24 protein-coding genes are annotated in these 26,846 nt (G+C 54.7%); 8 read left to right on the top strand and 16 right to left on the bottom strand.

Annotation, left to right across the window (positions count from 1 at the left end; genetic code table 11):
- Positions 1-85 (top strand): IS3 family transposase (locus tag WFP70_RS26775; RefSeq protein ID WP_442956338.1); only part of this gene is annotated, 85 nt, incomplete at its 5' end.
- A gap of 46 nt (positions 86-131) precedes the next feature.
- Here WFP70_RS26775 and ridA read toward each other — a convergent pair.
- From ridA to argF, 4 genes are all read right to left on the bottom strand, one after another.
- Positions 132-518, bottom strand: coding sequence for a 2-iminobutanoate/2-iminopropanoate deaminase (gene ridA, locus WFP70_RS08130; protein WP_084934256.1), 387 nt, complete (start codon positions 516-518; stop codon positions 132-134).
- Between the two features lie 78 nt (positions 519-596).
- Entirely contained in the window at positions 597-1,061 is a 465-nt protein-coding gene (gene pyrI, locus WFP70_RS08125; protein WP_337023172.1) for an aspartate carbamoyltransferase regulatory subunit, read from the bottom strand.
- A gap of 10 nt (positions 1,062-1,071) precedes the next feature.
- Entirely contained in the window at positions 1,072-2,007 is a 936-nt protein-coding gene (pyrB, locus tag WFP70_RS08120; RefSeq protein WP_034826472.1) for an aspartate carbamoyltransferase, read from the bottom strand.
- A gap of 231 nt (positions 2,008-2,238) precedes the next feature.
- Positions 2,239-3,246: an ornithine carbamoyltransferase gene (gene argF / locus WFP70_RS08115; RefSeq protein ID WP_337023171.1), complete on the bottom strand. Its 1,008-nt coding sequence runs from the start codon at positions 3,244-3,246 to the stop codon at positions 2,239-2,241.
- Positions 3,247-3,409: 163 nt separating this feature from the next.
- On the opposite strand from argF, the gene rraB reads away from it, so the two are divergent.
- Together rraB and miaE are read left to right on the top strand one after the other, a co-directional pair.
- Positions 3,410-3,832, top strand: coding sequence for a ribonuclease E inhibitor RraB (gene rraB, locus WFP70_RS08110; protein WP_034826466.1), 423 nt, complete (start codon positions 3,410-3,412; stop codon positions 3,830-3,832).
- Positions 3,833-3,891: 59 nt separating this feature from the next.
- The gene (miaE, locus tag WFP70_RS08105; RefSeq protein ID WP_337023170.1) at positions 3,892-4,653 is read left to right on the top strand and encodes a tRNA isopentenyl-2-thiomethyl-A-37 hydroxylase MiaE; all 762 of its coding nucleotides are present in this window, start codon (positions 3,892-3,894) and stop codon (positions 4,651-4,653) included.
- Positions 4,654-4,686: 33 nt separating this feature from the next.
- Here the strand turns inward: miaE and WFP70_RS08100 are convergent, their stop codons facing one another.
- The 4 genes from WFP70_RS08100 to pepA all read right to left on the bottom strand — a co-directional run bounded on the left by WFP70_RS08100 (position 4,687) and on the right by pepA (position 10,165).
- Positions 4,687-5,193, bottom strand: a complete 507-nt coding sequence (locus tag WFP70_RS08100) for a GNAT family N-acetyltransferase (RefSeq protein ID WP_442956336.1) — start codon at positions 5,191-5,193, stop codon at positions 4,687-4,689.
- A 63-nt stretch (positions 5,194-5,256) separates the two neighbouring features.
- Positions 5,257-8,112, bottom strand: coding sequence for a valine--tRNA ligase (locus WFP70_RS08095; protein WP_166935957.1), 2,856 nt, complete (start codon positions 8,110-8,112; stop codon positions 5,257-5,259).
- A gap of 2 nt (positions 8,113-8,114) precedes the next feature.
- Positions 8,115-8,576 carry a DNA polymerase III subunit chi gene (locus tag WFP70_RS08090; protein WP_097118221.1) on the bottom strand — a complete coding sequence of 154 codons (462 nt, stop codon included), beginning with the start codon at positions 8,574-8,576 and terminating at the stop codon, positions 8,115-8,117.
- A gap of 77 nt (positions 8,577-8,653) precedes the next feature.
- Positions 8,654-10,165, bottom strand: coding sequence for a leucyl aminopeptidase (pepA, locus tag WFP70_RS08085; protein ID WP_034826455.1), 1,512 nt, complete (start codon positions 10,163-10,165; stop codon positions 8,654-8,656).
- Between the two features lie 267 nt (positions 10,166-10,432).
- Between pepA and lptF the strand changes: the two genes are divergently transcribed.
- A complete protein-coding gene (gene lptF, locus WFP70_RS08080; protein WP_034826453.1) occupies positions 10,433-11,533 on the top strand; it encodes an LPS export ABC transporter permease LptF in 1,101 nt (366 codons plus the stop codon).
- Positions 11,533-12,609, top strand: a complete 1,077-nt coding sequence (lptG, locus tag WFP70_RS08075; RefSeq protein WP_160868502.1) for an LPS export ABC transporter permease LptG — start codon at positions 11,533-11,535, stop codon at positions 12,607-12,609. Before lptF ends, lptG begins: the two co-directional genes overlap by 1 nt.
- Positions 12,610-12,713: 104 nt before the next feature.
- Here the strand turns inward: lptG and WFP70_RS08070 are convergent, their stop codons facing one another.
- From WFP70_RS08070 to WFP70_RS08035, 8 genes are all read right to left on the bottom strand, one after another.
- The gene (locus WFP70_RS08070; protein ID WP_337023169.1) at positions 12,714-13,475 is read right to left on the bottom strand and encodes a DeoR/GlpR family DNA-binding transcription regulator; all 762 of its coding nucleotides are present in this window, start codon (positions 13,473-13,475) and stop codon (positions 12,714-12,716) included.
- Positions 13,476-13,552: 77 nt separating this feature from the next.
- Positions 13,553-13,942 (bottom strand): VOC family protein, encoded by a 390-nt coding sequence (locus tag WFP70_RS08065; protein WP_337023168.1) that lies wholly within the window; start codon positions 13,940-13,942, stop codon positions 13,553-13,555.
- Positions 13,943-13,944: 2 nt separating this feature from the next.
- On the bottom strand, positions 13,945-15,276 hold the full coding sequence (gene fucP / locus WFP70_RS08060; protein WP_160868505.1) for an L-fucose:H+ symporter permease: 1,332 nt from the start codon (positions 15,274-15,276) through the stop codon (positions 13,945-13,947).
- On the bottom strand, positions 15,273-16,790 hold the full coding sequence (locus tag WFP70_RS08055) for a xylulokinase (RefSeq protein WP_337023167.1): 1,518 nt from the start codon (positions 16,788-16,790) through the stop codon (positions 15,273-15,275). The genes fucP and WFP70_RS08055 overlap by 4 nt, the downstream gene beginning before the upstream one ends.
- A gap of 40 nt (positions 16,791-16,830) precedes the next feature.
- Entirely contained in the window at positions 16,831-17,544 is a 714-nt protein-coding gene (gene deoC, locus WFP70_RS08050; protein ID WP_337023166.1) for a deoxyribose-phosphate aldolase, read from the bottom strand.
- A gap of 338 nt (positions 17,545-17,882) precedes the next feature.
- Entirely contained in the window at positions 17,883-19,160 is a 1,278-nt protein-coding gene (locus WFP70_RS08045) for a DUF445 domain-containing protein (protein ID WP_337023165.1), read from the bottom strand.
- 158 nt (positions 19,161-19,318) lie between these two features.
- A complete protein-coding gene (locus WFP70_RS08040) occupies positions 19,319-20,821 on the bottom strand; it encodes a helicase HerA-like C-terminal domain-containing protein (protein WP_337023164.1) in 1,503 nt (500 codons plus the stop codon).
- A gap of 116 nt (positions 20,822-20,937) precedes the next feature.
- Complete coding sequence (locus tag WFP70_RS08035) at positions 20,938-22,509, bottom strand: ABC transporter substrate-binding protein (RefSeq protein ID WP_337023163.1); 1,572 nt, start codon at positions 22,507-22,509, stop codon at positions 20,938-20,940.
- 533 nt (positions 22,510-23,042) lie between these two features.
- On the opposite strand from WFP70_RS08035, the gene WFP70_RS08030 reads away from it, so the two are divergent.
- From WFP70_RS08030 to WFP70_RS08020, 3 genes are read left to right on the top strand one after another with little or no spacing between them, the layout of a single operon-like run.
- Positions 23,043-23,774 (top strand): gluconate 2-dehydrogenase subunit 3 family protein, encoded by a 732-nt coding sequence (locus WFP70_RS08030; protein ID WP_034826432.1) that lies wholly within the window; start codon positions 23,043-23,045, stop codon positions 23,772-23,774.
- Positions 23,775-23,813: 39 nt separating this feature from the next.
- Positions 23,814-25,583: a GMC family oxidoreductase gene (locus WFP70_RS08025; protein ID WP_337023162.1), complete on the top strand. Its 1,770-nt coding sequence runs from the start codon at positions 23,814-23,816 to the stop codon at positions 25,581-25,583.
- Positions 25,584-25,587: 4 nt separating this feature from the next.
- On the top strand, positions 25,588-26,844 hold the full coding sequence (locus WFP70_RS08020) for a cytochrome c (RefSeq protein ID WP_337023161.1): 1,257 nt from the start codon (positions 25,588-25,590) through the stop codon (positions 26,842-26,844).
- The last annotated feature ends 2 nt before the right edge of the window (positions 26,845-26,846 follow it).

Here is a 26,846-nt window from a genome sequence, read left to right as displayed (position 1 = left end):
TTACAACTACGAACGGATCAAGACGGGGTTAGGTGGACTGAGTCCGGTACAATACCGAACTCAGTACCAACAGGCGATGTTATAACTGTCCAGGTTAAGGGGTTCACTTCATTTATTGCGCATTGCTTTACTTAACGACGTACGGCAATCGCCTCAATCTCGATCTTCACGTCTTTTGGCAGACGCGCCACTTCCACACAAGAACGTGCTGGGAAGCTGGCATCGTGCTCGGTGAAGAAGGCTTCGTAAGTGGCGTTAACGGTGGCGAAGTCATTGAGATCTTTCACGAACACGGTGGTTTTCACAATGTCGCCCACTTTCAGGCCAGCGGCTTCCACGATCGCCTTCACGTTCTCCAGTGACTGACGCGCCTGCGCAGACACATCATCTGCCACGGCACCGGTCGCCGGATCAACAGGGATCTGGCCTGAAGTGATGATCATGCTGCCGAGATCCACGCCCTGCACATAAGGGCCAATTGCTGCGGGTGCTTTTTCTGTGCTGATTTCGCGAGACATTGTTTCTCCTTAAAAGTGCGCAGCCGACCTTTGTCAGCCGCGTATTGGTTCGCCCCATTATAGGGACGATAAGCACGATTACCAGTGACCGAGCACCACGTGGCGCGCGAACTCTTTCTCGCAATATTTGCACTTCAGGTGCACATCATCGTCACGCTGTTTCACCGCGAAGCTGCTGAATACTGGCTCACTGCGGCTAATGCAGTTGCTGTTCGGGCAGGTCAGCACACGCTCGACACGATCCGGTAAGGTTGGGGCGATTTTCGCCACCACTTCGTATTCATCAATGCGGTTAACCGTGGCGTGAGGCGCATACACCGCCAGCTGGTTAATCTGATCATCGGTCAGGAAGGTATTCTCGATCTTAATTAAATCTTTGCGCCCCATCTCGCCTGAAGGCAGATTCAGTCCAATGGTGATGCGCTGGTCGGTCTCGGTCAGGCGAAACAGCGACAGTAATTTAAAACCGATCTGCGCAGGAATATGGTCGATTACCGTGCCACGCTTGATGGCTTCAACCTGCAATTTATTATCGTGAGTCATCGGTTTCTCCTTACAGGGCCAGTTCGCTATTCAGTACCAGTGCCAGCAGAGCCTGGCGGGCGAAGATGCCGTTGCCCGCCTGCTGGAAATACCAGGCGTGCGGCGTGCTATCGACGTCAGTGGTGATCTCGTCAATACGCGGCAACGGATGCAGCACTTTCATGTTGTCGCGTGCGCCGGCTAAATCGGCCGCGCGCAGGATGAACTGTGCTTTGACGTTGGCGTACTCAGACGGATCGAGACGCTCTTTCTGCACACGGGTCATATACAGGATGTCGAGTTCCGGCATCACTTCTTCGATGGTGTCGTGGCGCGTCCAGACTATGTTCTGCTCATCCAGCATATCGGTGATGTAGGCCGGCATCGCCAGCGCATCCGGCGCAATAAAGTAGAAACGGTTGCCGGTGAATTTCGCCAGCGCCTGGGTCAGCGAGTGCACGGTACGGCCATATTTTAGGTCACCGACCATCGCCACATTCAGGTTGTCGAGGCGACTCTGAGTTTCACGAATGGTGAACAGATCCAGCAGGGTTTGCGTCGGGTGCTGGTTGGCACCGTCACCGGCATTGAGAATTGGAATGCCGCTGGAGAATTCAGTCGCCAGGCGCGCGGCGCCTTCCTGCGGATGACGCATCACAATCGCATCGACATAAGTGCTGATCACCGAAATGGTGTCGGCCAGCGTTTCGCCTTTCTTACCCAGCGAGGTATTGCTGCCGTCGGCGAAGCCCACCACTGAAGCACCCAAACGATGCATAGCGGTTTCAAACGACAGGCGGGTGCGCGTCGAGGCTTCAAAGAAGCAGCTGGCGATCACGTTGTGCTTCAGCAGTTCCGGCTGGGGATGAGCCTTGAGCTGGGCAGCGGTGTGTAACACCAGCTCCAGTTCTTCGCGGTTGAGATCGTTAATGGAAATAATGTGCTTGCGATATAGCGGGTTGGCCATAGCGTTCTCCTCTGCGCTGCCGGATTGCGGACAAAAAAAAGCCCCTGCTTAAGGGGCTTTTTTACGATCAATGGTTGACGGAAAGAAACAGCGGCATCGCCTGTGGTCAGGCGGGGTAGAGCGGCAAATTGTGCGCTGCGCTGTTGCATGTTTTCTCCGGCAAATTGTGGCGCATTATACGCATTCACTGATTTGCATCAAGCAGAAATCGCCGCAAGGTAAACGTTTGCTTTATGGGTTACCCAGCGTGGCGACCATCACCGCTTTGATGGTATGCATGCGGTTTTCGGCCTGATCGAAAACGATGCTGTGCGCCGATTCAAACACCTCGTTACTCACTTCCATGCCGTCTTTCAGACCATACTGTTCAGCCATCTGACGGCCCAGCGTGGTTTGATCATCATGGAAGGCGGGCAGGCAGTGCAGGAATTTCACCTGTGGATTGCCGGTCAGCGCCAGCATCACGCTGTTTACCTGATACGGACGCAGCAGGGCGATACGCTCTTCCCATACCGATTTCGCTTCACCCATCGACACCCACACATCAGTGTAGATGAAATCCGCACCTTGTACGCCCTCGGCAATCTCTTCGGTCAGGGTGATTTTGCCACCGGTTTTCTGTGCTGCAACGCGACACTGTTCAACCAACTGCTCTTCCGGCCAGCAACCCTTCGGTGCCACCAGGCGCAGGTCCAGCCCTACCAGAGCTGCCGCTTCCAGCATGCTGTTGCCCATGTTGTTACGTGCGTCACCCACATACACCAACGTCATGTCGCTCAATGGTTTACCTGGCAGATGTTCTTGCATGGTGAGCAAATCTGCCAGCAACTGCGTCGGGTGGAATTCCGTGGTCAATCCGTTCCACACCGGCACACCGGCAAATTCCGCCAGCGTTTCCACCAATTCCTGGCCGAAGCCACGATACTGAATGCCATCATACATGCGGCCTAATACGCGCGCGGTGTCTTTCATTGACTCTTTATGGCCGATCTGGCTGCCGCTTGGGCCAAGGTAAGTGACGTTAGCGCCCTGATCGTATGCGGCAACTTCGAAAGAGCATCGGGTACGGGTCGAGTCTTTTTCGAAGATGAGCGCGATATTCTTGCCTTTCAGGTACTGCTTTTCGGTAGCATTTTTCTTAGCGTGTTTTAATTCACCTGCCAGACTTAACAGGTTGGCGATTTCAGCGGGGGTGAAATCCAGCAATCTCAGGAAGTGTCTCGAATACAGCTGACTCATACAGCGCTCCAGATGGGGACTAATAATGAATTAAAATTCAATCTAACCGTATGAATATGCATTTTCAACCCCGGCGTTAAGAAACTTTCCGTTTTGTGTAGTGGCGCGCGAGGCAGTGTGGGAAAATAATTGCATTCACGTCGAACATTTTGAGGACACGCACATGGCATATGAAGCATTGCTGGAAGAACAGCGCGAAGAAACCCGCCTGATCATTGAAGAGTTGCTGGAAGACGGCAGCGATCCGGATGCGCTTTACACTATCGAGCATCACCTCTCTTGCAACAACTTCGACTCACTGGAGAAAGTCGCGGTTGAGGCTTTCAAACTGGGCTTTGAAGTGAGTGAGCCAGAAGAGCTGGAGCTGGAAGAGGGTGGCACGGTGATGTGTGTGGATATCCTGAGCGAAGGCGCATTGAAGCCAGAGCTGATTGATGCACAAGTTGAGCAACTGGTGAATCTGGCCGGTAAGTTCAACGTCGATTACGACGGCTGGGGCACTTACTTCGAAGACCCGGACGCGGAAGATGAAGACGACGATGGTGATTTCATCGACGACGAAGAAGACGACGGTGTGCGTCACTAAGTCTTAAACGGGCGGCGCTCGCCGCCCAGAACCACTTCCCCGCCAGATAAAGAACGCCGATGAATTACGCTCCCCTGTTAGAACCCATTTATGAATTCCTGCACTGCCGCACGCCACAAGCGTGGATTGACGAAGCGCGCAAGCCGGAAAACCTGACGCTGCTGTTGACCGATCACATGGTGTGCGAGTTAAAAGCGGCACAAACCGCGGTGTTTATCATTCGTAAGTATGTGGCTGATAAACCCAGTGGCGATGCCATTCTGGCGTGGCTCAAGCCATACGAAGATTTCATCTACCGCGAAGAACCAGACAGCAACTTCATTAACGCGCATAAAAATCTGACCAAGAGCATCATTGTGCGTAACGAACTGCCGTGGGCGGATGATTTGGTCGAGATGATGATTCTGCTGATCAAAGAAGAGCTGCATCATTTTTATCAGGTGTGGGAAATCATGCAGTCGCGTGGTTTGCCGTATCGCAAAATCACTGCCAGCCGCTATGCCAAAGGGCTGATTCGTGAAATCCGTACGTTTGAACCTGAAGCGCTGGTGGATAAGCTGATTTGCGGAGCCTATATCGAAGCGCGATCCTGTGAGCGTTTTGCCAGCCTGGCGCCGTATCTGGATGAACAACTGCAGAAGTTCTATATTTCGCTGCTGCGTTCTGAAGCGCGTCACTATCAGGATTATTTGAAGCTGGCGGAACAGATTTCAGCGAAGGATATTACGCCGCGCGTGCAGGCGTTTGGTGCAGCAGAAGCGAAATTAATCAGCGAGCCGGATGGTGAGTTGCGTTTCCATAGCGGTCTGCCCGCTTACTAAGTTGGGTGCGCAAATCTGCGCACCGCTTTTACATCACAGCACTTTCAACATTCGCACTTCGCAATCACCGTGCCCGGTACAGCCCATCGCGCTGTCGATGAGCTCAAAACCCAATGACTCATACAGCTTAATCGCGCGGGTTAGCGTGCCGGTGGTTTCCAGATAGCAGCGACGGAAACCCTGCTGACGCGCATACGCCATCGCCCGCAACGCCAGCGCACGCGCCAGCCCTAAACCGCGCACTTGGGGCAGGAAGTACATCTTCTGCAATTCGCAGATGTCCGGTGCGCTACACGCCAAAGGTGCCACGCCGCCGCCGCCCACAACACGTCCCTCATGCTCGACGATCCAGTAAGCGCTGTTCGCTTCGCTGTACAACTCGAACAGGCGATCCAGATTCGGATCGGACACGGTGTAGCCTTTGTCGGCGGTCAGGCCAAACTCTGCGGAGACATCACGGATCACTTGCGCAATCAGCGGATTATCGGCCGCAACAATCGGGCGCACCTGTAAATTCAGTGGCGTAGCGGTGGTCATCATTTTCTTCCGGTGTAAAAAAGCCGGGCAGTGCCCGGCTATGATTTAGCAATTGGACTGATGCGCTTACAATGCCGCAATCACGCCCTGCTGTTCAATCAGTTTTGCTTTTGATTGTTCCAGCTCAACGATGCGCTCGCGCTCTTTCGCCACCACCGCTTCCGGTGCACGTGCAACAAAGCCTTCGTTCGCCAGTTTGACCTGGATCTTCTCAATCTCGACATCCAGCTTGGTCAGCTCTTTCGCCAGACGCTCCAGCTCGGCTTCTTTGTTGACCAGATCCGCCATTGGGATCAGCAACTCAGCGCCTTCGACGATCTTGGTGACCGAGACCGGACCTTTCTCGCCCGCAGGCAGAATGGTCAGGCTTTCCAGACGCGCAAGACGTGACAGGAAGCTACGGTTCTCATCGACACGACGCTGCGCGGTTGGCGAGCAGTCACGCAGCAGCACATCCAGCGGTTTACCCGGAGCGATGTTCATTTCAGCACGGATGTTACGCACCGCCACGATCGCCTGCTTGATCCACTCGATATCCGCTTTGGCTTCAGCATCTTCTTTTGCCGCGTCAAACTGCGGGAACGGCTGCAGCATGATGGTGTCGTGATCGATGTTCTTCAGACCTTTGACACGCTGCCAGATGGTTTCGGTGATGTAAGGAATGATTGGGTGCGCCAGGCGTAAGACCGCTTCCAGCACGGTAACCAGCGTATTACGCGTGCCGCGCAGTTCCGCTTCGCTGCCGTTGCTCATGACCGGCTTGGTCAGCTCCAGATACCAGTCACAGAACTGGTTCCAGGTGAAGTCGTACAGAATGTTGGCTGCGATATCAAAGCGATAGCTGTCCAGCGCTTCACGATAGGCTTTCACGGTGCTGTTGAATTCGGTCAGAATCCAGCGATCGGCCAGTGACAGCTTCAGTTCGCCGCCGTTCTGCCCGCAATCATGCTCTTCGGTATTCATCAGCACGAAACGGCTGGCGTTCCACAACTTGTTACAGAAGTTGCGATAGCCTTCGAGACGCTTCATATCCCAGTTGATGTCACGGCCAGTTGAGGCCAGTGCCGCCAGGGTGAAGCGCAGGGCATCGGTGCCGGAAGCCACAATGCCGTCCGGGAACTGCTTCTCGGTACGTTTGCGGATCTTCTCAGCCAACTGCGGCTGCATCATGTTGCCGGTGCGTTTCTCCAGCAGATCTTCCAGCGAAATGCCGTCGATCATATCCAGTGGATCGATGACGTTGCCTTTCGACTTGGACATCTTCTGGCCTTCTTCATCACGGATCAAACCGGTCATATACACGGTTTTGAACGGCACCTGTGGCTTGCCGTCTTCATCTTTGATGAAGTGCATGGTCAGCATGATCATGCGCGCAATCCAGAAGAAGATGATGTCGAAGCCGCTCACCAACACGCTGGTTGGGTGGAAGGTACGCAGCGCTTCGGTATTCTCTGGCCAGCCAAGGGTCGAGAAGGTCCACAGGCCTGATGAGAACCAGGTGTCCAGCACGTCGTCGTCCTGGCGCAGCACCACAACGTCAGCCAGGTTATTTTCCTGACGCACTTCGGCTTCAGTACGACCCACATAGACGTTGCCGTCGTTGTCATACCAGGCCGGGATGCGATGTCCCCACCACAGTTGACGCGAGATGCACCAATCCTGAATGTCACGCATCCATGAGAAGTACATGTTTTCATACTGTTTTGGCACAAACTGGATGTCGCCGTTTTCGACCGCTTCTACCGCAACTTTCGCCAGTGGAGCCGTGCGCACATACCATTGGTCGGTCAGCATTGGCTCGATCACCACGCCGCCACGGTCGCCGTAAGGCACGGTCAGATCGTGTGGTTTGATTTCATCCAGCAGGCCGAGTTCATCAACCGCAGCCACCATGGCTTTACGCGCCGCGAAACGCTCCATTTTCTGGAACTGCGCTGGGATCTCATCGGCGCATTCGTCGCTGACTTCACCGTTGGTGTCGAACACTTCCGCACGCTCGCGGATATCGCCATCAAAGGTCAGGATGTTGATCATTGGCAGCTTGTGACGACGACCGACTTCATAGTCGTTGAAGTCATGCGCTGGGGTGATCTTCACGCAGCCGGTGCCTTTTTCCATGTCCGCGTGCTCATCGCCGACGATCGGAATGCGACGGTTCACCAGCGGCAGGATCAGTTCTTTACCGATCAGATCTTTATAGCGCGGATCTTCCGGGTTCACCGCCACGCCGGTATCGCCCAGCAGGGTTTCCGGACGAGTGGTGGCAACCACCAGATAATCTTTGCCTTCTGCAGTTTTCACGCCATCCGCCAGCGGGTAGCGGATATGCCACATTGAGCCTTTGCTCTCGCGGTTTTCCACTTCCAGGTCGGAGATAGCGGTACGCAGTTTTGGATCCCAGTTCACCAGGCGTTTGCCACGGTAAATCAGATTCTCTTTATACAGGCGCACGAAGACTTCACGCACCGCATTCGACAGGCCTTCATCCATGGTGAAGCGTTCGCGCTCCCAATCCACGGAGTTGCCAAGACGACGCATCTGACGGGTAATAGTGCCGCCAGACTCTGCTTTCCACTGCCAGATTTTGTCGATGAAAGCATCACGGCCGTAATCCTGGCGAGTTTTGCCCTCTTCAGCGGCGATCTTGCGCTCAACCACCATCTGCGTCGCGATACCGGCATGGTCAGTACCTGCCTGCCACAGGGTGTTTTTACCCTGCATACGCTGGTAACGAATCATGGTATCCATGATGGTCTGCTGGAAAGCGTGACCCATATGCAAGCTGCCGGTGACGTTCGGCGGCGGGATCATGATGCAAAAGCTTTCCTGGCTGGTGTCGCCATTCGGTTTAAAGTAGCCCTGCTGTTCCCAGTGCTCGTAGAGCGGCTGCTCGATATCTTGCGGGTTATATGTCTTTTCCATTTCTACACTGTCGTTTGCGGCGGAGGTGGCGTCGCCGTATTCAATTGGAAACCAACGCTGCGATAGGCTTTATAGCGATCGCGCGCCAGTTGTTTTAAGGATTCTTCGTAAGGAACAAAGTCTATCACTTCATGGAAACCAGTAGCAAAATCTGCGAACTGTGGCAGCAGGCTGATCAGCAGGTCACGCGGGGAACTGCCGCGACGCTGCGGCCAGGCTAATTCCACCGGTGCGCCGTAACGCGGGCCTTCACCCGCCAGATTGTGCGGCACAAAAGCGTTGGCGGGACGCTGCCAGAGCGCTTCATCCAGACGATTAGCTTGGTCTTCATTCTCGCAGGCAATCAGAATGCGTTTGCCGTCACGCCAGCGTGTTTCGGCCAGATCGCACACCAGTGCTTCGATGGCGCTCAGGCCGTCGCTGGCGCTTTCCGACTCCATCACATAGAAAGTGGCGTTTTTCATGGCAAGCTTATTTCCATTAATGACAGTGGGGCGCATTTTGCGCCCCATGAGTTCATACGTCTATCTTTGAACCGCGATTAATCGTCGCCGTTCAATCCTGCGCGGTTCAACAGGAACTGCGACAGCAGCGGAACCGGGCGGCCGGTGGCGCCTTTGGCCTTGCCAGAACGCCATGCGGTACCTGCGATGTCCAGGTGCGCCCAGTTAAACTTACGCGCAAAACGCGCCAGGAAACAGGCTGCAGTGATGGCACCGCCGGGACGGCCGCCAATGTTTGCCATATCAGCAAAATTGGATTCCAGCTGCTCCTGATACTCATCCGCCATCGGCAGACGCCACGCGCGGTCACCTGCTTGTTCTGAGGCGCTGATCAGCTCGTGCGCCAGCGGATTATGGTTCGACATCAAACCGCTGACGTGATGGCCGAGCGCAATCACGCAGGCACCGGTCAGGGTCGCGACGTCAATCACCACTTCTGGCTCGAAGCGCTCCACGTAAGTCAGCGCGTCGCACAGCACCAGACGGCCTTCCGCATCGGTATTCAGCACTTCAACGGTCTGACCCGACATGGTGGTCAGCACATCGCCTGGACGCATCGAACGACCATCCGGCATGTTCTCACAACCCACCAGTACGCCGACGACGTTCAGCGGCAGATTGAGTTCCGCCACCATGCGCATCACGCCGTACACGGACGCCGCGCCGCACATGTCGTACTTCATTTCATCCATCGAATCGGCAGGTTTGATCGAGATACCACCGGAATCGAAGGTCAGGCCTTTACCCACCAGCACAATTGGACGCGCTTCAGGATCGGTGCTGCCTTTGTACTCAATGACCGACATCAGCGATTCGTTGTGTGAACCGGCTCCAACCGCCAGATACGCGTTCATGCCCAGCTCTTTCATCTGCTGTTCGCCGATGACACGCGTGGTGACATTTTTGCTGTACGCATCAGCCAACTGACGCGCCTGCGACGCCAGATAAGCGGCGTTACAAATATTTGGCGGCATATTGCTGAGGTCTTTGGCGGCTCTGACGCCGGCTGCCACTGCTAAACCATGCTGAATCGCACGTTCACCGCTGGTGAGTTCACGACGGGTTGGCACGTTGAACACCAGCTTGCGCAGTGGACGGCGCGGTTCAACTTTATTGCTTTTCAGCTGATCGAAGTTGTAGAGCGCTTCTTTTGAGGTTTCAACCGCCTGGCGGACTTTCCAGTAAGTGTTACGCCCTTTAACATGCAGTTCGGTCAGGAAGCACACCGCTTCCATCGAACCCGTGTCGTTCAGCGTATTAATGGTCTTCTGAATCACCTGTTTATACTGGCGTTCATCCAGCTCGCGCTCTTTACCGCAGCCGATCAACAGGATGCGTTCAGACAGGATGTTCGGCACATGGTGCAGCAGCAATGTCTGACCGACTTTGCCTTCCAGTTCACCGCGGCGCAGCAGGGCGCTGATGTAGCCGTCGCTGATTTTATCCAGCTGTTCAGCAATGGGTGACAAACGGCGCGGTTCGAAAACGCCCACAACAATGCAGGCGCTACGCTGTTTTTCCGGGCTACCGCTTTTTACACTGAACTCCATGCACTCTCCTGAATCTTAAAGACAACGGCCTTAGCTGTCGTTAGAATGTAGCGCGTTCGTAACCCATTATTTTTAGCGGCGCCATGACAATTTAACGCCGACGGTCATAATGAGATGTGGTGGCAATGTGTTGTTTTTTCACCACCCTAACGCGTTCGTCATACTATTTTAGCTACGATGACGGCCATTGATGAAGAAAAATGGCTGATAAGCGTTGAAACTAGCGATTTTCCTGCAAAAAGACAAGTTATCACAGGCGTACTAAGCGTGATCATCATTAGATATCTGGTTCGGGAAACGCTCAAAAGCCAGCTGGCTATCCTGTTCATCCTGCTACTGATCTTCTTTTGCCAGAAGTTAGTCAGGATTTTGGGTGCAGCGGTGGATGGCGAGATCCCAACAAATCTGGTTCTGACATTGTTAGGACTTGGCGTGCCTGAAATGGCACAACTTATCCTGCCCCTAAGCTTGTTTCTGGCGATTTTAATGACCCTTGGGCGGCTGTACACCGAAAGTGAGATCACGGTGATGCATGCCTGCGGCCTGGGGAAAAGCGTGCTGGTCAAGGCCGCGATGATCCTGATGCTGCTGACTTCAGCGGTCGCAGCGGTCAACGTCCTTTGGTTAGGGCCATGGTCATCGCGTTACCAGGATGAAGTCACACAAAATGCCAAAGCCAACCCTGGCGCAGCGGCGCTGGCAGCGGGCCAGTTCCAGACCTCCAGCGACGGTAATACCGTGCTGTTTGTCGAGAACGTCAAAGGCAACACGTTTGGTAACGTGTTCCTGGCGCAGCTGCGTCCAAAAGGTAATGCGCGCCCATCCGTGGTGCTGGCTGACAGCGGTCATATGGAGCAGCGCAAAGACGGCTCACAAGTGGTGACGCTGGATAAAGGCACGCGCTTCGAGGGCACTGCGATGCTGCGCGATTTCCGCATCACCGACTTCACCAACTACCAGGCGCTGGTGGGCTATAAAGAAGCCACGCTCGATCCGAATGATGCCGATCAGGCGAGCATCAGCACGCTGTACCAAAACAAAACGCCGCAGTTCCAGGCCGAGTTCCACTGGCGTCTAACGCTGGTGTTTGCGGTGCTGGTGATGGCGTTGATGGTGGTGCCACTCAGCGTGGTCAACCCTCGTCAGGGGCGTGTGCTGTCAATGCTGCCTGCGATGCTGCTGTATCTGATCTTCTTCCTGCTGCAGAGTTCGTTACGTTCTAACGCAGCGAAAGGCAAGTTCGATCCCGCGATTTGGATGTGGGTAGTGAACCTGGCTTATCTGGCGCTGGCCGTGATGTTGAACCTGTGGGATACGGTACCGATGCGACGTATTCGTGGTCGCTTTAGTCGTGGAGGATCGCAGTAATGTTTAAGGTCCTTGACCGCTATATCGGCAAAACCATCTTCAACACCATCATGCTGACGTTGTTCATGCTGGTGTCGCTATCGGGCATCATCAAATTTGTCGATCAGCTACGTAAAACCGGGCAGGGCGCTTACACCGCGCTCGACGCCGGTTACTACACGCTGCTCAGCGTACCGAAAGATATTGAGATCTTCTTCCCGATGGCCGCACTCTTGGGTGCATTGTTGGGCTTGGGAACGCTAGCGCAGCGCAGCGAGCTGGTGGTGATGCAGGCATCGGGCTTTACCCGTATGCAGGTGGCGCTGGCGGTGATGAAAACCGCGATTCCGCTGGTGCTGTTGACCATGGCTATCGGCGAATTTGTGGCACCGCAGGGCGAGCAGATGGCGCGTAACTACCGTGCGCAGCAGCTGTACGGTGGCTCGCTGATGTCGACGCAGAATGGGCTGTGGGCGAAAGACGGCCATGACTTTATCTACATCGAACGCATCAAAGGCGACAGCGAGATTGATGGCGTCAGCATTTACACCTTCACCGATCAGCGCCGTCTGCTCAGCGTGCGTTATGCCGCCAGTGCGACCTGGAACAAAGACAAGAAGTTGTGGCAGCTGTCGCAGGTGGATGAGTCCAACCTGAGTGATGCGAAGCAGATTACCGGCTCGCAAAGTCTGGGCGGGGAGTGGAAAACCAACCTGACGCCTGACAAGCTTGGCGTGGTGGCGCTGGATCCGGATGCGCTGTCCATTAGCGGTCTGTACAACTACAGCAAATACCTTAAGCAGAGTGGCCAGGTGTCAGGGCGTTATCTGCTGAACATGTGGGGTAAAATCTTCCAGCCGCTGTCCGTGGCGGTGATGATGCTGATGGCGTTGTCGTTTATCTTTGGTCCGCTGCGTAGCGTGTCGATGGGCGTGCGCGTGGTGACGGGGATCAGCTTCGGCTTCCTGTTCTACGTGCTGGATCAGATCTTCGGTCCGTTAAGTCTGGTGTATGGCATCCCACCGATTCTGGGGGCGCTATTGCCGAGCGCCGCGTTCTTTGCCATCAGCTTGTACCTGCTGATGAAGCGCAGTTAATTACTCGTCACAACCACGCCGTTACAGCAATGGATTTACGCTTGTAGCGGCGTGCGGATTCTCTCTATCAAGTCCTGCACTGAACTCTCTATTACGTTCTGAACTCAATTCTCAATGGTGACCAACGCTATCCCAGCTTGCTGCCAGATTTCGGCATCTTCTGGTAACGTATCCATCACCAGCATATCGACCTGATCGCAGCGTGCGAACTGCGCCAGCGAGGTGTTTCCCAGCTTACTACTGTCGCATACCACGATAACCTGACTGGCGTGTTCAATGATGGTGCGCTTGCTCTCCGCCAGCATGATGTCTGCAACACACGCTCCTTGCTTGAGCGAAATGCCATTCACCGCCATAAAGGCTTTATCCACGTTGAGATGATCCATCATCTGGCCGCCCGCTGCCGGAATCACACAGTGGTAACCTTTTTTCACCATGCCACCGAGCAGCACCAGTTGCACGCCGCTGGCTTCTTCCAGCACGCGGGCGATGGCAAAGTCATTGGTAATAACGGTGAGATTTTTACGATCGCGTAAGTGATGTGCGATATGCAGTGTGGTCGTGCCGGTATCAAGTACGATGATATCGCCGTCTTCGACCAACTGTGCGGCACGCGCACCGATACGAGCTTTGGCATCAATATGCAAACTTTCACGCAGATCCGAGCCCATTTCAAAGCTGGCTCGGGTACGCAGAATCGCGCCACCGTGCGTGCGTGTCAGCTGACCTGACTCTTCCATCAGGCGAAGATCGGTACGAATGGTGGCACCGGAAACATTGAAGTGCTCACTCATTTCGCCAACCGAGATTTTGCGTTTCTCTTTCAGGATGGCGAGGATTTTTTCTTGTCTTTCCTCAAGATACATATTGGCCTCAGACGTGGGAAAACCGCATCACTCTATCGCAGCTTCCGGGCGGCGTGAACTCCGCCCGGATAATTCACTTAACGGTTAAGCGGCTGCAGAAACTCCACGCGTTCACCGTCTGGTCCGGCAACCATAAAATAACGGCTGCCCGCAGGATGATCGCATGGCCCTTCGACTAACGGATAACCCAGCGATCTTACCCATTTTTCCGTAGCTGCGAGGTCCTCAACCTGCCACGCGAGATGATCAACACCACTATCTTCCACTGCACGTGCATCAGTTTGCCACGGCAATTGATAGAGCTCTAATACAATGCCTTTCTGTTGTAAGAATGCGATGGCAATCGTGCCACGCGGTTCCGGGATATCCAGCTGGCGTTGAAACTCAAAGCCCAGCGACTGATAAAAATGACGTGCTGTTACGATGTTTTGCGTACGTAATCCTATGTGCGCTAATGATTTGATCATGTTCAAACTCCCTTACGCTGGCACCAGAAGCCGAAGAAGGCCACATAGGCAAAACACACCAAAGGGATGATAAAGGCGAACTGCATATCGCCACCGTTCATATCTGACATGATGCCCATCACCAGCGGAATCACCGCGCCGCCAATAATGGACATCACCACAATCGATCCTGCCAGTTGAGTTTCTGCGCCCATGCCTTTAATGGTTAAGCCGAAGTTTGTCGGCCAGCACAGCGCCATACAGAAATTCACTCCCATAATGGCGACAACGGCCGCCATGCTTTTCTGGCTGACGGCAAACAGTAACAGCATGACGCACAACGAACAGAACACGCCGAGTAGCAGCGCCGGACTGTAGCGCTTCATTAACGCGGTGGTGACCACTTTGCCTGCTGAGTAGCATAGCAACGTAGCGATTAACCACCAGGTGGCCGAGTGCTCGGTTGTACCATGCTCAATCAGTTGCACGAAACGGATGGTGAAGCTCCATAGACCCACCTGCGCACCGACGTAGAGGAACTGTGAGAGCACACCCATTCGGAATCGCGGAACCGCCCATAGTTTTTTCAGCGACTGCATCAGCGGCTCTTTTACCGCATCTGCTTTTGCGATGGGTTTGCATGCCGGGAACTTTACCGCGACAAACACCAGCGCCAGCACCACCAGTATCGACCCGATGATCAGGTACGGTGTGACGACTTGAGACACCATTTGCTGACGAATCGCATCCGCTGCTTCAGCCGGCAGCGCCGCCAGTTGATCGTGGGTCAAATCGTCCTTGTTAAAGATCAGCTGTTGACCAATCACCACGCCCATAATCACGCCGACCGAGTTAAAGATCTGCGAGAAGTTAATACGTTGAGTAGAGGTTTCTGCGGTCCCGAGCAGGCTCGAATAGGTGTTGGCAGACGTTTCGAGGAACGACAATCCGCTGGCGATCACGCCAAGGCAACCAAGAAATGCGGCGTATGTCATGGCATGGGCTGCCGGAATGAACAGGAAGCAACCCGCAGCGTACAAACAAAGCCCGATGATGATCGCCACTTTGTAGGAGTAGCGCTTAATGACCGCCGCGGCGGGCAACGCTACGAGGAAGTAGCCAAGGAAGAAGATTGACTGCACCAGCGCGGTTTGCGTATCACTCAGGTCAAAGCCCTTTTTAAACTGAGCAATCAGGATGTCATTAAGATTGCCCGCCATGCCCCATAAAGCAAACAGGCAGCATACCATCAAGAGTTGCAGCCACGGCGTGGCTGGCAGATAGGCGCTACGATCCAGGGTTTCACCGTGCGCGCTTGCCACCTGATCCTGCTTCTTAATCACTATTTCGCTCATGATCCCTGCTCCTCAAAACAGGCGGACGCGGCATCGAGACGATCCCAAAGCGGTTGTGCCTGTACATAAAGTTGGTCGAAGATATCGAACTGACGTTGGTAGGCTGCATGCAGGCGGGCATCGGGTAGGATTTCACCGGCAATCTGCACCATGCGTTGTACCCCGTGGCCGAGGTCATTGAAGTGGCCGATGCCTGTGGCAGCGAGAATGGCGCAGCCCAGCGTACCGTTTTCCTGGTTGGCGGTTTGCAAAATAGGGCGGTTATATACCGAGGCTTTGATGCTCAGCCACAATTCGCTGCGCGATCCGCCGCCAGAGGCAATAATGCTATCCGGCATGTTGCAACATTCACTGAGCTGACGCAGATTGCGCCATGAGGCAAACGCTACGCCTTCCAGCACCGCACGATACAGGTGGCCTGCCTCATGCCGGCGCTGTAATCCAAATAGCTGCCCGCGCGAGTTGCATTTCTCTGCCAGGCGTTCGCCCGTGAGATACGGCAGGAATAGCAATCCCTCTGCGCCCGGTTTCTTTTCTGCAGCAAGGCGCAGCATCTCAGGATGCGAATGCTGACCGCCGCCGAACGCTTCACGCGCCCAGCGCATGGCATCGCCACCGGCATCCAGCAAGGTAAAGCCGCCCCACGCCTCGTTGCTGAGGTGCAGATTATTCACTTGCGTATGCAACAGCGGCGCATGGCTCACCACGGTAATTAGGGTTGAAGTACCCGTGCTGTCAGATGCCTGACCTGGTTGGTAAACACCTGAACCGAGCAGGCTGGCAGCCATATCGGCCGTGCCTGCTACGACCGGAATGCCCGGCCTCAAACCCGTTTCCCGTGCAGCTTCCTGACTGATAGCGCCAATCACGTCACTGGCGGCATGGATCTTCGGCAGCAAACTGGCCGGGAGTTGAAAACGGTCGAGCGCAGCACTTGACCACTGGCGTGTGGCGCTATCCATCAGGTAATAGCACGAGGCTTCGCTGTAATCGGTCGCACGAACGCCGGTTAAACGAAAGTTGATAAAATCTTTCGGCATTAACACGCTGGCGACACGCGACCACAAATCAGGATGATGCTCACGGATCCACAGCAACTTAAATGCTGGCCACGCGGGCGTAGGGGGATTATTAAGATGCTCAAGCCAAAACAACGCATCTTCCTGTTCCCGGAAGGCGGCAACCTGCGACCAGGCGCGTTTGTCATTCCACAGCAGCGCACGGTCTTCAACCAGGTGGCCTGCGCTATCCAGTAGCACCGTGCCATGCATTTGCCCACAGACCGCAATCGCCGCCACCTGTGTCATTTCAGCGCCAAAGCGCGTATTCAGTTCCCGGATGCCGTCGCAAACAGATAACCACCACAGCGAGGGGGCTTGCTCTACCCATCCTGGCTGCGGGCTTGTCTGTGCATATTCACGTTGGGCAAAACCGATAATATCGCCATCGGTCGTCACAAGGGCAGCGCGTGCGCTGCCTGTTCCAATATCGAGGGTAAGAAGTAATTTTTTCATTATTCACTCCATATTACGCCGGAGAGTTGCAGCGTTTTGTTCAGTCCTGAGCCAGTTCCGGGAACAGTGATGGATCCTGTTCCAGTTGCGCGAGCACTTTTTCAGTGGCGCTGGCACTCATGCCAAAGCGACGAACGCCGAGGCGGTAAAGCGTGCGGATAGTATCGAGGTCGCGGATGCCGCCCGATCCTTTAATGCGCAGACGTCCTTGCAGCTGATCGGCTATGATCGCCACTTTCTCTTCCGTCGCGCCGCTAGCTGCCCAACCGGTCGAGGTCTTAATCCACTTCATGCCCGCTTCCACCGCAATATCACATACGCGGCGAATCTGCTGTTCGTCGAGGTAATGGGTTTCGAGGATCACTTTGGCTTCAATAGGTGCCGCCGCTTCCACTACGCGTTGCAGATCCTGTTTTACTTCATCAAACCGGCCAGACAACACTTTGCCGATGTTCACCACCATATCGACCTCACGGGCGCCATCGCAGATCAGCTGGCGAACTTCCTGCACTTTGGTCTCGGTCGCGTGGCCGCCGCTTGGGAAACCAACCGGGCCGCCGATCATGATGTCTCCACGACCTTGTTCTGGCAGTAAGGTGCTGAGGAATCGCGTCCAGCAAGGTAATACGTGAATGGCAATAATGTTGTAGCGGATCGCCAATTCGGCGCATTGACGGATGTCGGCTTCAGTGTTGGTGGCCTGCACGGCGCTGAGATCGATCATGCGCGCCATTTGTTGAGTGATACGGTTCATTTTCTTTTCCTTTCATATTAATGCGAAATATGACAATAAATGAAAGTGAAAGTGAAGGTAAATGCAAGTTCAGAGATCTGTGATCCAGCAAGTAAAAATAAGTGAAAGTAAATTCAAACAAGAGGAACAGGGCGATGCGGTAATGCGCAAGACACTGCGCCATTACTGAGTGTGTAGGATATGGAATCTGCGTCTGCATCCCGCAAACTTCGTTGCGATGCTTTTACATGTCGGACATTTTTAAGCTGAGGTCTGCAGGCAGCCCAGAACGGGCGCGCCAGGGTTCGCCTCTACAACATGACCGTAGAGGCGAGATCTATTGTGCGTCTTTGCAAGAGTTAGAGCAGCGGCTGAATCCACGAAGGTAGCTGCGACAACAAGTACAATACCAACCCAATAGTGCCACCCACCAACGTACCGTTAATGCGGATAAACTGCAGATCGCGGCCAATGTTCAACTCAATCTGTTGTGACATCTCCCGCGCATCCCAGCTCTTCACGGTATCGCTGATGTGGCGCGTCAGGAATTCGGCGAACTCTGGTGCAATGCTGCGGGCGGCATCTTCCAGATGTTGATTCATCGAGATACGCAGCGCTTCATCTGCTGCCAGCGTTTCGCCGAACCATAGCGCGGCAAGACGCACGCGCTCCTGCACGCGAGAATCTTCACTGTTAAGATCGGCCTTCAGCCAGCTACGCAAGTCCTGCCATAGCTCGCCGATGTAGCGATTCAGCGACTCATCCTCTTTCAGCCAGCTTTTGATCACCTCAGCACGTTCAGCCATTTCGGGGTCGGTTTTCAACTTCTCTATCAGTCGCTGCACGGCGCGATTAAAACCGAGGCGGAATTCATGGCCCTGATCCAGCGCCACTTCATCCAGAATCGAGTCCACTGCATTGGCCACCAGGTCAGCACTGTGCTCGCCCAGCCATTCGGTGGGCAGCATTTTGGCTTTGATCGGATGCTCACGCTTCAGCCAGCGCACAATCTGAGCCGCGATAAATTCACGCGTGCCGGGCTTATGCAGCAGACGCAGCAGCTGTTGTACTGCGGCATCGAGCAGTTCCTGATGGCGATTGTTTTTGGTCAGGCTGTCGAGCAGCAGTGCGCTGGATTGCGTCAGATCGACCTTATCCAGTGCGCGATGCACGGCACGCCGCAGGAAGCGCTGGATGCGTTCATCATCCGTAAGATCAAGGAAGCCGCGCATCACCTGCAACAGATGGCGACCAATGCGATCGGCGTTGCCCGGCGTATTCAGCCAGTGCGCCAGCATCTGCGAGGGATCGTGGCGGCGAATCAGCGCCAGCAACGAATCGGTATCGAGAAATTTCTCCTGCACAAAGCGGCCAAGATTCTCCCCGATGCGATCCTTATTGCGCGGAATAATCGCCGTGTGCCGCGAGATAAGCGGCACCGGCACGCGACGAAACAGCGCGACCACCGCAAACCAGTCGGCCAGCGCACCGACCATCGCCGCTTCAGCAATGGCCTTGAGACCAAGCACCCAAAAATTGGGTGGCAGAAACAGCGTCACGAAAAAAGTCGCTGCGGCAACCAGCAGCAATGCGAGCGCCAGACGCTTGCTCCGTTTGAGTTGTTGATATTTATCCATATAACGATCTTAGCAGACCACACCTTAGGGTGGCGGTGCGAATCATTGCACCTATTCAATCAGCGTCATTAATGTCGCGGCGCGCAGCTGTCACTGCAGCGCTGCTGATGCCCGCGCCATACATAGCGCCGCGGAGGAAAATAAATGTTTTCAGTGTGTTATCGACGACGGCCGCCCATCAAACTTCCCAGCACGCCACGAATGATTTGGTTGGTGACCTGGCGCGCCGCGCTTTTTGCCACGCTCTGCACCACGCCATCGCGCTTGCCGCCGCGCGGTCCGGTGGTGCCAAACAGAATGTCTTTCAACCCGCCGAGAATGCCATCATCAACTTCGACATTATTGCCTTTGGCTTCCGGCGCATCGGCCTGCTGCGGCGCGGCTTGCACCCCTTTTTGCAGCATCTCAAACGCGGATTCGCGATCCACTTCGGTGTCGTATTTTCCGTACAGCGGTGAGTTATTGATCAGGCCGTTGCGCTCATCCTGCGTTATTGGCCCCATGCGCGAGCCGGGCGCAATCACCATGGCGCGCTGCACCATCGACGGGCTGCCTTTTTCATCGAGGAACGAAATCAGCGCCTCGCCAGTGCCGAGCGCCTGAATGGCCTCCACGGTATTGAATGCCGGATTGGCGCGCATGGTTTCAGCGGCGCTTTTCACCGCTTTTTGATCTTTCGGCGTGAAGGCGCGCAGGGCGTGTTGCACGCGATTGCCTAGCTGACCGAGCACGTTATCAGGGATATCCGACGGATTCTGCGTGACGAAATAGACGCCGATGCCTTTGGATCGAATCAAACGGATCACCTGTTCCACTTTCTCCAGCAGCACCGGCGGCGCATCGGTAAACAACAGGTGTGCCTCATCAAAGAAGAACACCATTTTCGGTTTATCGAGGTCGCCCGCTTCGGGCAACTGCTCGTACAGCTCCGCCAGCAGCCATAGCAAGCTGGTGGCATAGAGTTTGGGCATTTGATACAGCTTCTCGGCGGAAAGGATGTTGATGAAACCTTTGCCTTCGTTGTCACAGCGCATCCAGTCACGGATATCCAGCATCGGCTCGCCGAAGAAGTGTTCAGCGCCTTGCTGTTCCAGCGCCAGTAAGCCACGCTGAATCGCTCCCACGGAAGCGCTGTTGATGTTGCCGTACTGCGTCTGGAAAGATTTAGCGTTATCGCCGATGTATTGCGTCATGGCGCGCAGATCTTTGAAATCCAGCAGCAACAACCCTTGATCGTCGGCGATGCGGAAGATGATTTGCAGCACGCCCGATTGCACCTCATTGAGGTTGAGCAAGCGCGCCAGCAACAGCGGGCCAAGGTCGGAAACTGTGGCACGCACCGGATGGCCTTTCTCGGCAAAAATATCCCACACCATCACCGGATTTTTCTGTGCCTGCCAGTCGGTCACGCCAATCTTTTCCAACCGCGCCAGTAACTTTTCCGAGCCTTCACCGGCGGTCGCCACGCCAGTGAGATCGCCTTTGACGTCGGCCATAAACACCGGCACGCCGATATTGGAGAAGGACTCGGCGATTTTTTGCAGCGTCACGGTTTTACCGGTGCCGGTGGCACCAGTGATTAAGCCGTGGCGGTTCGCCATATTGGAAAGCAGGGATAACTGGATTTCGGGCGTTTGAGCAATCAGCAACGGGGTGGTCATATTTTTTCACTCGCAGGCAACAGGTTATGCCAGAAAGAATAGCAAGCGATGCGAGGGGAAGGATGAAGATTGTACTGAAAGTGTTGATGGGGGAAGCCATCCCCCATCAACAGGATCTATTGCTTCTGCACCACATCAAAGAACAGCAAGCTCACGCCAATCCCTTGCTGCACATGATTGACGTTGTTCCGCACCGCCACCTGCTGCGCGCCCTGCAGCATCACCACAAACGGAGAGTTCTGCTGCACGGTGTTTTGCAGGTCGGTGTAAAGCGCACGGCGTTTGGCGGCATCACTTTCGCCTGCTGCGGCACGTGTTTTGGCGCTGAGTTCCGGAATCTCCCAGCCGACACGCCACGCCAATGTTTTCGAGCCGCCCGGCACGTTGTAAGCAAAGGCGCTGGCATTGGTATTCGGGTCAACGTAATCTGCGCCCCAGTAGATAAAGATCGACTGGAAATCGCGGCCGCGCATCTTGCTCCACAGCTCGGATTCCGCCACCGGCTGCAGCTCAATCTGTACATCCGCTTTGGCAAAGCTGGCCTGCAGCGCCTGGGCAACATCAATGTACGGCGGCTGATTGATCACCGTCAGCGCAAACTTGCTGCCCGGTTTAATTCCGCCCTTGGCTAAAATCGTTTTGGCTTTCGCCACATCATAATGGAACGGTTGTTCCTCCAGCGCGCCGTCAAAGCCCTGCGGCAGGAAACTTTGATGAATGCGGTACTGACCTTTCAGCAAATCTTGTGAGATGGACTGGTAATCCACCAACCAGCGCGCCGCTTCCCATAGGGCCGGATTACCCAGTGCGGGCTGCGCTTGGTTCTGCGTATTGAAGCCCAGGTAATACACCAGGCTCGAAGGGAATGACGCAATGTGCAGGTGCTTATCGCTCTTTAGCGCATCGATTTGATCGGGGCCGAGTTGATAAGCGACATCGACATCGCCTTGCTGAATCAACAGGCGACGCGCACCCGCATCGGCTACGCCTTTCAGCAAAATACGCTTCAGGTGTGGCTGCGGATTGGCTTGTGGGTTGGCGCTCAGCACCAGCGCCTGCTGTGGCACATACTGCTGAATCGTAAACGCGCCGCTGCCTGCGGTGTTAGTGTGCAGCCAGCCATTGCCAAGATCGTTATTCACCGCATGCTGCTGCACAGTTTTACTGTCCACTACGGATGCGACCGGCGCAGTCAGCAGGCGCAGCGCCAAATCCTGACCAATCTGCGCGGGCCATTGAATCTCCAGCTGGTGATCATTCAGCACCTTAAACTGGCTGGCGATGTTCTCGTTGGTCCAGCCAAATTCGGCGAGAATAAAAGAGGGTGCTTTGTTCAACTGCACAGCACGCGACAGTGAGAAAATCACATCCTGCGGCGTCACCGCATTGCCGCTGGAGAAGCGGGCACCTGGTTTAAGGTTAAATACCAGGCTGTGCGGCGTACTGCCACTTTGCCAGGATGTCGCCAGCAGCGGTGCCAGTTTCTGTGGCGTATCGCGGTCGGCTTGCACCAGAGTCTGGTAGATGTTGCGCTGTACGCTGTTGCTGACCGTTTCGAAGCTTTCTGCGGGGTCGAAGCTGATAATGCCATCCAGCGGTACGGCAACCACCAGCGTGTCTTTCGGCGTCGCAGCCTGCACGGCGAATGCACTACTCCATAAAGTGACCAACAAAATCAATGCACGCATTTATTGTTTTCCTGAGTGATAGATAAATTGACTCTATCGCTGCTGCCGCTCAGGCAAAATGCCGGTTTGTTCTGAGCTGTGCCGGAAATTAACAAATGATAACATTCGGCGATTATTTCACTTAATTTGTGCGCCGCCTGTCATTTCCAGGAAATAGATCGTTCATGTACTGGTCAATTAAGTAAATAAGATGTTATTAATGAGAATAATTCTCTTGTATGGAAGTATGATTTATTTTTATCGATTGAATTGGGCGATTATTTCTTTGCGCGATCAATTTTGGTCATTTGCCCATCCTGAATTGCTAAAAACACAGCAATTGTACGGTTAAAAGCCCAATTCACCCTCCGAAAGCCCTTTACCTGCCCTTAACCTAAATTCAACATCATGATGGTTTCTCATCAAAACACATCTGAACATTGATTCTTACATTCAGAAATATCTATATCCCTAAGATTGCCAGGTTATTTACCGATTTATAAAGCCATTAACAAAAATAATTATCTTTCTTAGCAAGTGAGAGTCGTCGCGCCATGCTTCTAAATAAACCGACCACCAGACGTAAGTTTTTGCTTGGGTCGTTATTGGCTTTGCCATTAAGCGACCTGGTATTTAAGGGATTAACTGCGGCGCAAGCTGCGGAAATGGCAGCACCGGAACTCGCCGATTACAAACCGATCTTTTTCAGCGCTGAGGAGTGGCAGTTTATTTTGGCCGCGACCGATCGTCTGATTCCGGCCGGTGGTAAAGGCAAAGCGCCAGGTGCACTGGAAACTAACGTGCCGATCTTTATCGATCAGCAACTCCATAGCCCTGAGTTCGGCGGCGAAATTTACATGCAGGGTCCGTTCGACGTGCACGCGCCAGCCACCATGGGTTATCAGATCCCTTACACCCCGCAAGAGCTGTATCGCACAGGCATCAAGCTGGTGGAACAGTGGACGCAGAGCACCTACAAAAAATCCTTCCATGAACTGACGCTGGAAGAGAAAGACGCGGTGCTGACCAAGGTCAATAAAAATGACGGTATCGATTTCCCGGCAATGGGTGAACCGAACCTGAAAGCCTCGCAGTTCTTTGGCCAGCTTCTGGCTGATACCAAACACGGCTACCTCGCCGATCCGATGTATGGCGGCAATAAGGGCATGAAAGCCTGGATTGCGATTGGCTTCCCAGGCGCACGCGCCAGCTTCACCGAATGGGTGAAGCAGCACAACGTGCCGTACCCGCTGGGACCGGTCAGCCTCTTGGGTGAGCGCGCGTAAGCCGACACCCCCGTATTTGGTATGTGAGACAGGATTAACATGGCACAGATTACAAAGAAAGAAGTCGACGTCGTCGTTTGCGGCCTCGGCTGGGCCGGCTCGTTGATGAGTATCGAACTGGCATTGGCCGGGCTGGAAGTGCGCGCGTTAGAGCGCGGCGGCGAGCGTGACTACCCGGATTTTGCTTACCCGAAACCCGCTGATGAATACGCCTATAACGTGCGTAACAAAGTGTTCGCCACCCCAAAAGAAGTGGCGGTGACCGTGCGTTACAACATGAGCCAGACCGCACTGCCAACCCGTAAGTGGGGCGCATTCGCTCCGGGTACTGGTGTGGGCGGTGCAGGTATGCACTGGACGGCGGTATTGCTTCGTCCAACCCCAACCGATATCAAACTGAAGACTTACGTCGATCAGGCCTACAAGCCGGGCGTGCTGCAGGACGATATGCGCGTGATGGACTTCCCGTTCACCTGGGAAGAGATAGAGCCGTATTACTACAAGTTTGAGCTGATTTGCGGTCAGTCGGGTAACACCGGCAACCTGCGCGGTCAGATTCTGGAAGGCGGCGACCCGTTCGAAGGCCCACGTTCTGAACCCTATCCGCTGCCAGCGCTGGAAGACACGCTGAACAACGTGATGTTTAAAGAAGCGGCCACCAAGCTGGGTTATCACCCGTTCCCGAACCCGTCTGCGTGCGTATCTCGCGCGTGGAAAAACCCGTACGGCAACCAGATCGCGCCTTGTAACTATTGCGGTTACTGCTCGAAATATCCGTGCCTGAACTACTCCAAAGCCTCACCGCAAACTGCTGTGATGGATGCACTGAAGCGTCTGCCAAACTTCTCTTACGAAGTGCATGCGGAAGTGTACAAAGTGGTGCTGCACGATGATGGTAAAACCGCGAAGGGCGTTCTCTACTTCGATGCAGACGGCAACGAAGTGTTCCAGCCAGCCAAAATCGTCGTGCTGTCCAGCTTCCAGCTGTACAACGTGCGTCTGATGCTGCTGTCCGGTATCGGCAAGCCTTACAACCCAATCACCGAAGAAGGTGTGGTGGGGCGTAACTATGCGTTCCTGTCCAACGGCGGCGCGACCCTGTTCTTCAAAGACAAGAACTTTAACTCCTACGCCACCGCAGGCGCCACCGGCCAGATGTTCAACGACATCTCTCCAGGCAACTTCGATGGCCCAGGCCTCGGCTTCCTCGGCGGCGCGAAGATCCACAGCTCGCAAGCCACTGGTACGCCAATGGCCGCTGCACTGCCAAAAGGCACGCCAGCCTGGGGCATGGGTTACAAAGAGGGTCTGGAAGAGTGGTACAACCATTCCATGAAGATCAGCATCACGACAACTTGCCAGTCGTATCGCGATATCTATCTGGATCTGGATCCGCACTACACCGACCATCGCGGTCAGCCGCTGCTGCGTATGACGTTCAACTGGAAAGAGAACGAACTTAAGCTGCAACAGCATCTGAAAGGCATCGTTGGCGATATCGCCAAAGAGCTGAACCCAGACAGCATGAGCATGAGCTTCCTGCCGATGGGCGCGGACTTTGACCTCACTAAATACGTCTCCACGCACAACGTGGGCGGCGCGGTGATGGGCGATAACCCAAGAACTTCTGCGCTGAACAAGTACCTGCAGAGCTGGGATGTGCATAACGTGTTTGTACCGGGCGGTAACGCCTTCCCGCAAAACTTCCAGGCGAACCCGACCGATACCATCGGTGCGATTACCCTGATGGCGGCGCAGGCGATCAAAGAACACTATCTGAAAAACCCAGGTCCATTGGTACAGGCATAAGCACATGAAATTAAAATCATTGTTAATCGCTAACGCCGTGCTGCTGGGAAGCTTTGCGGTACAGGCTCATGCGGAAGATGAAGCCGCGCTGATCAAGCAGGGTGAATATCTGTCTCGTCTTGGCGACTGTATGGCGTGCCATACCGTGTCGGGCAAAGCGGATTATGCGGGGGGGCTGGCGATTGAGTCGAATCTCGGCACCATCTTCTCCACCAACATCACGCCGGACAAAGAGCACGGTATCGGCAACTACAGCGAGCAGCAGTTCTCTGATGCGGTGCGCAAAGGTGTGCTGCCGGACGGTTCACGCCTTTACCCGGCCATGCCATATCCGGATTACGCCAAAATCAGTGATGAAGACATGCATGCGCTGTATGTCTACTTCATGAAGGGCGTGAAGCCAAGCAGTGAGCAGCCGGAAGAGACCAAACTGAGCTTCCCGTTCAGCCAGCGCTGGGGCATGCGCTTCTGGAACTGGGCATTCACTTCTGATAAGCCGTTCCAGCCGATTGGCGGCGCATCTGAAGAAGTGAATCGCGGTGCTTACATCGTGGAAAGCCTCGGTCACTGTGGCTCGTGCCATACGCCACGCGGTCTCGGTATGAACGAGAAAGCGCTGGACAGCGGTGACGACAAGTTCCTCGCCGGTGGTAGCCTGAACAACTGGGATGTGCCGTCGCTGCGTGGCTTACCGCGCTGGAGTGAGCAGGAGATCGTCGATTACCTGCAAACCGGTCGTAACGACAAAGCGGCAGTGGGCGGAGAGATGAAGTCAGTGATTGAGCACTCCAGCTCGCACATGACGGATTCCGATCTGAAAGCCATTGCCTCGTACCTGAAGTTTATCGGGGGCAACCCGCCGCTGCAGGCGTACAACGTGCAGAAGCAGCAGGCGACGGAAGCCAAACTGACCGCAGCGAAAAACCTGACGGAAGGTGAGCGTCTGTATATCGATAACTGCGGTGCCTGTCACTTCGTGACCGGTAAAGGCGCGCCAGGTATCTTCCCGGAGCTGGATCAGGCCACCATTGTGAATGCCAACGATCCTACCGGCTTGATCCACACCATTCTTGCTGGTGCGCAGCAGCCATCGACCGAGAAAGCGCCGTCCACGCTGGCGATGCCGGGCTTTGGTAAGCGTTTGACGGATGATGAAGTGGCGCAGCTGGCGACCTTTATCCGTCAGGGCTGGAGCAACAATGCCCCAGCCGTGACCAAAGATCAGGTTGCGGATGTGCGCAAGACGTTGAAAGCAGAGTAAAT

Source organism: Pantoea sp. USMM079, from assembly GCF_037153115.1.
Lineage (GTDB): Bacteria > Pseudomonadota > Gammaproteobacteria > Enterobacterales > Enterobacteriaceae > Pantoea > Pantoea communis.
This window is presented reverse-complemented; position numbering and strand designations above follow the sequence as displayed.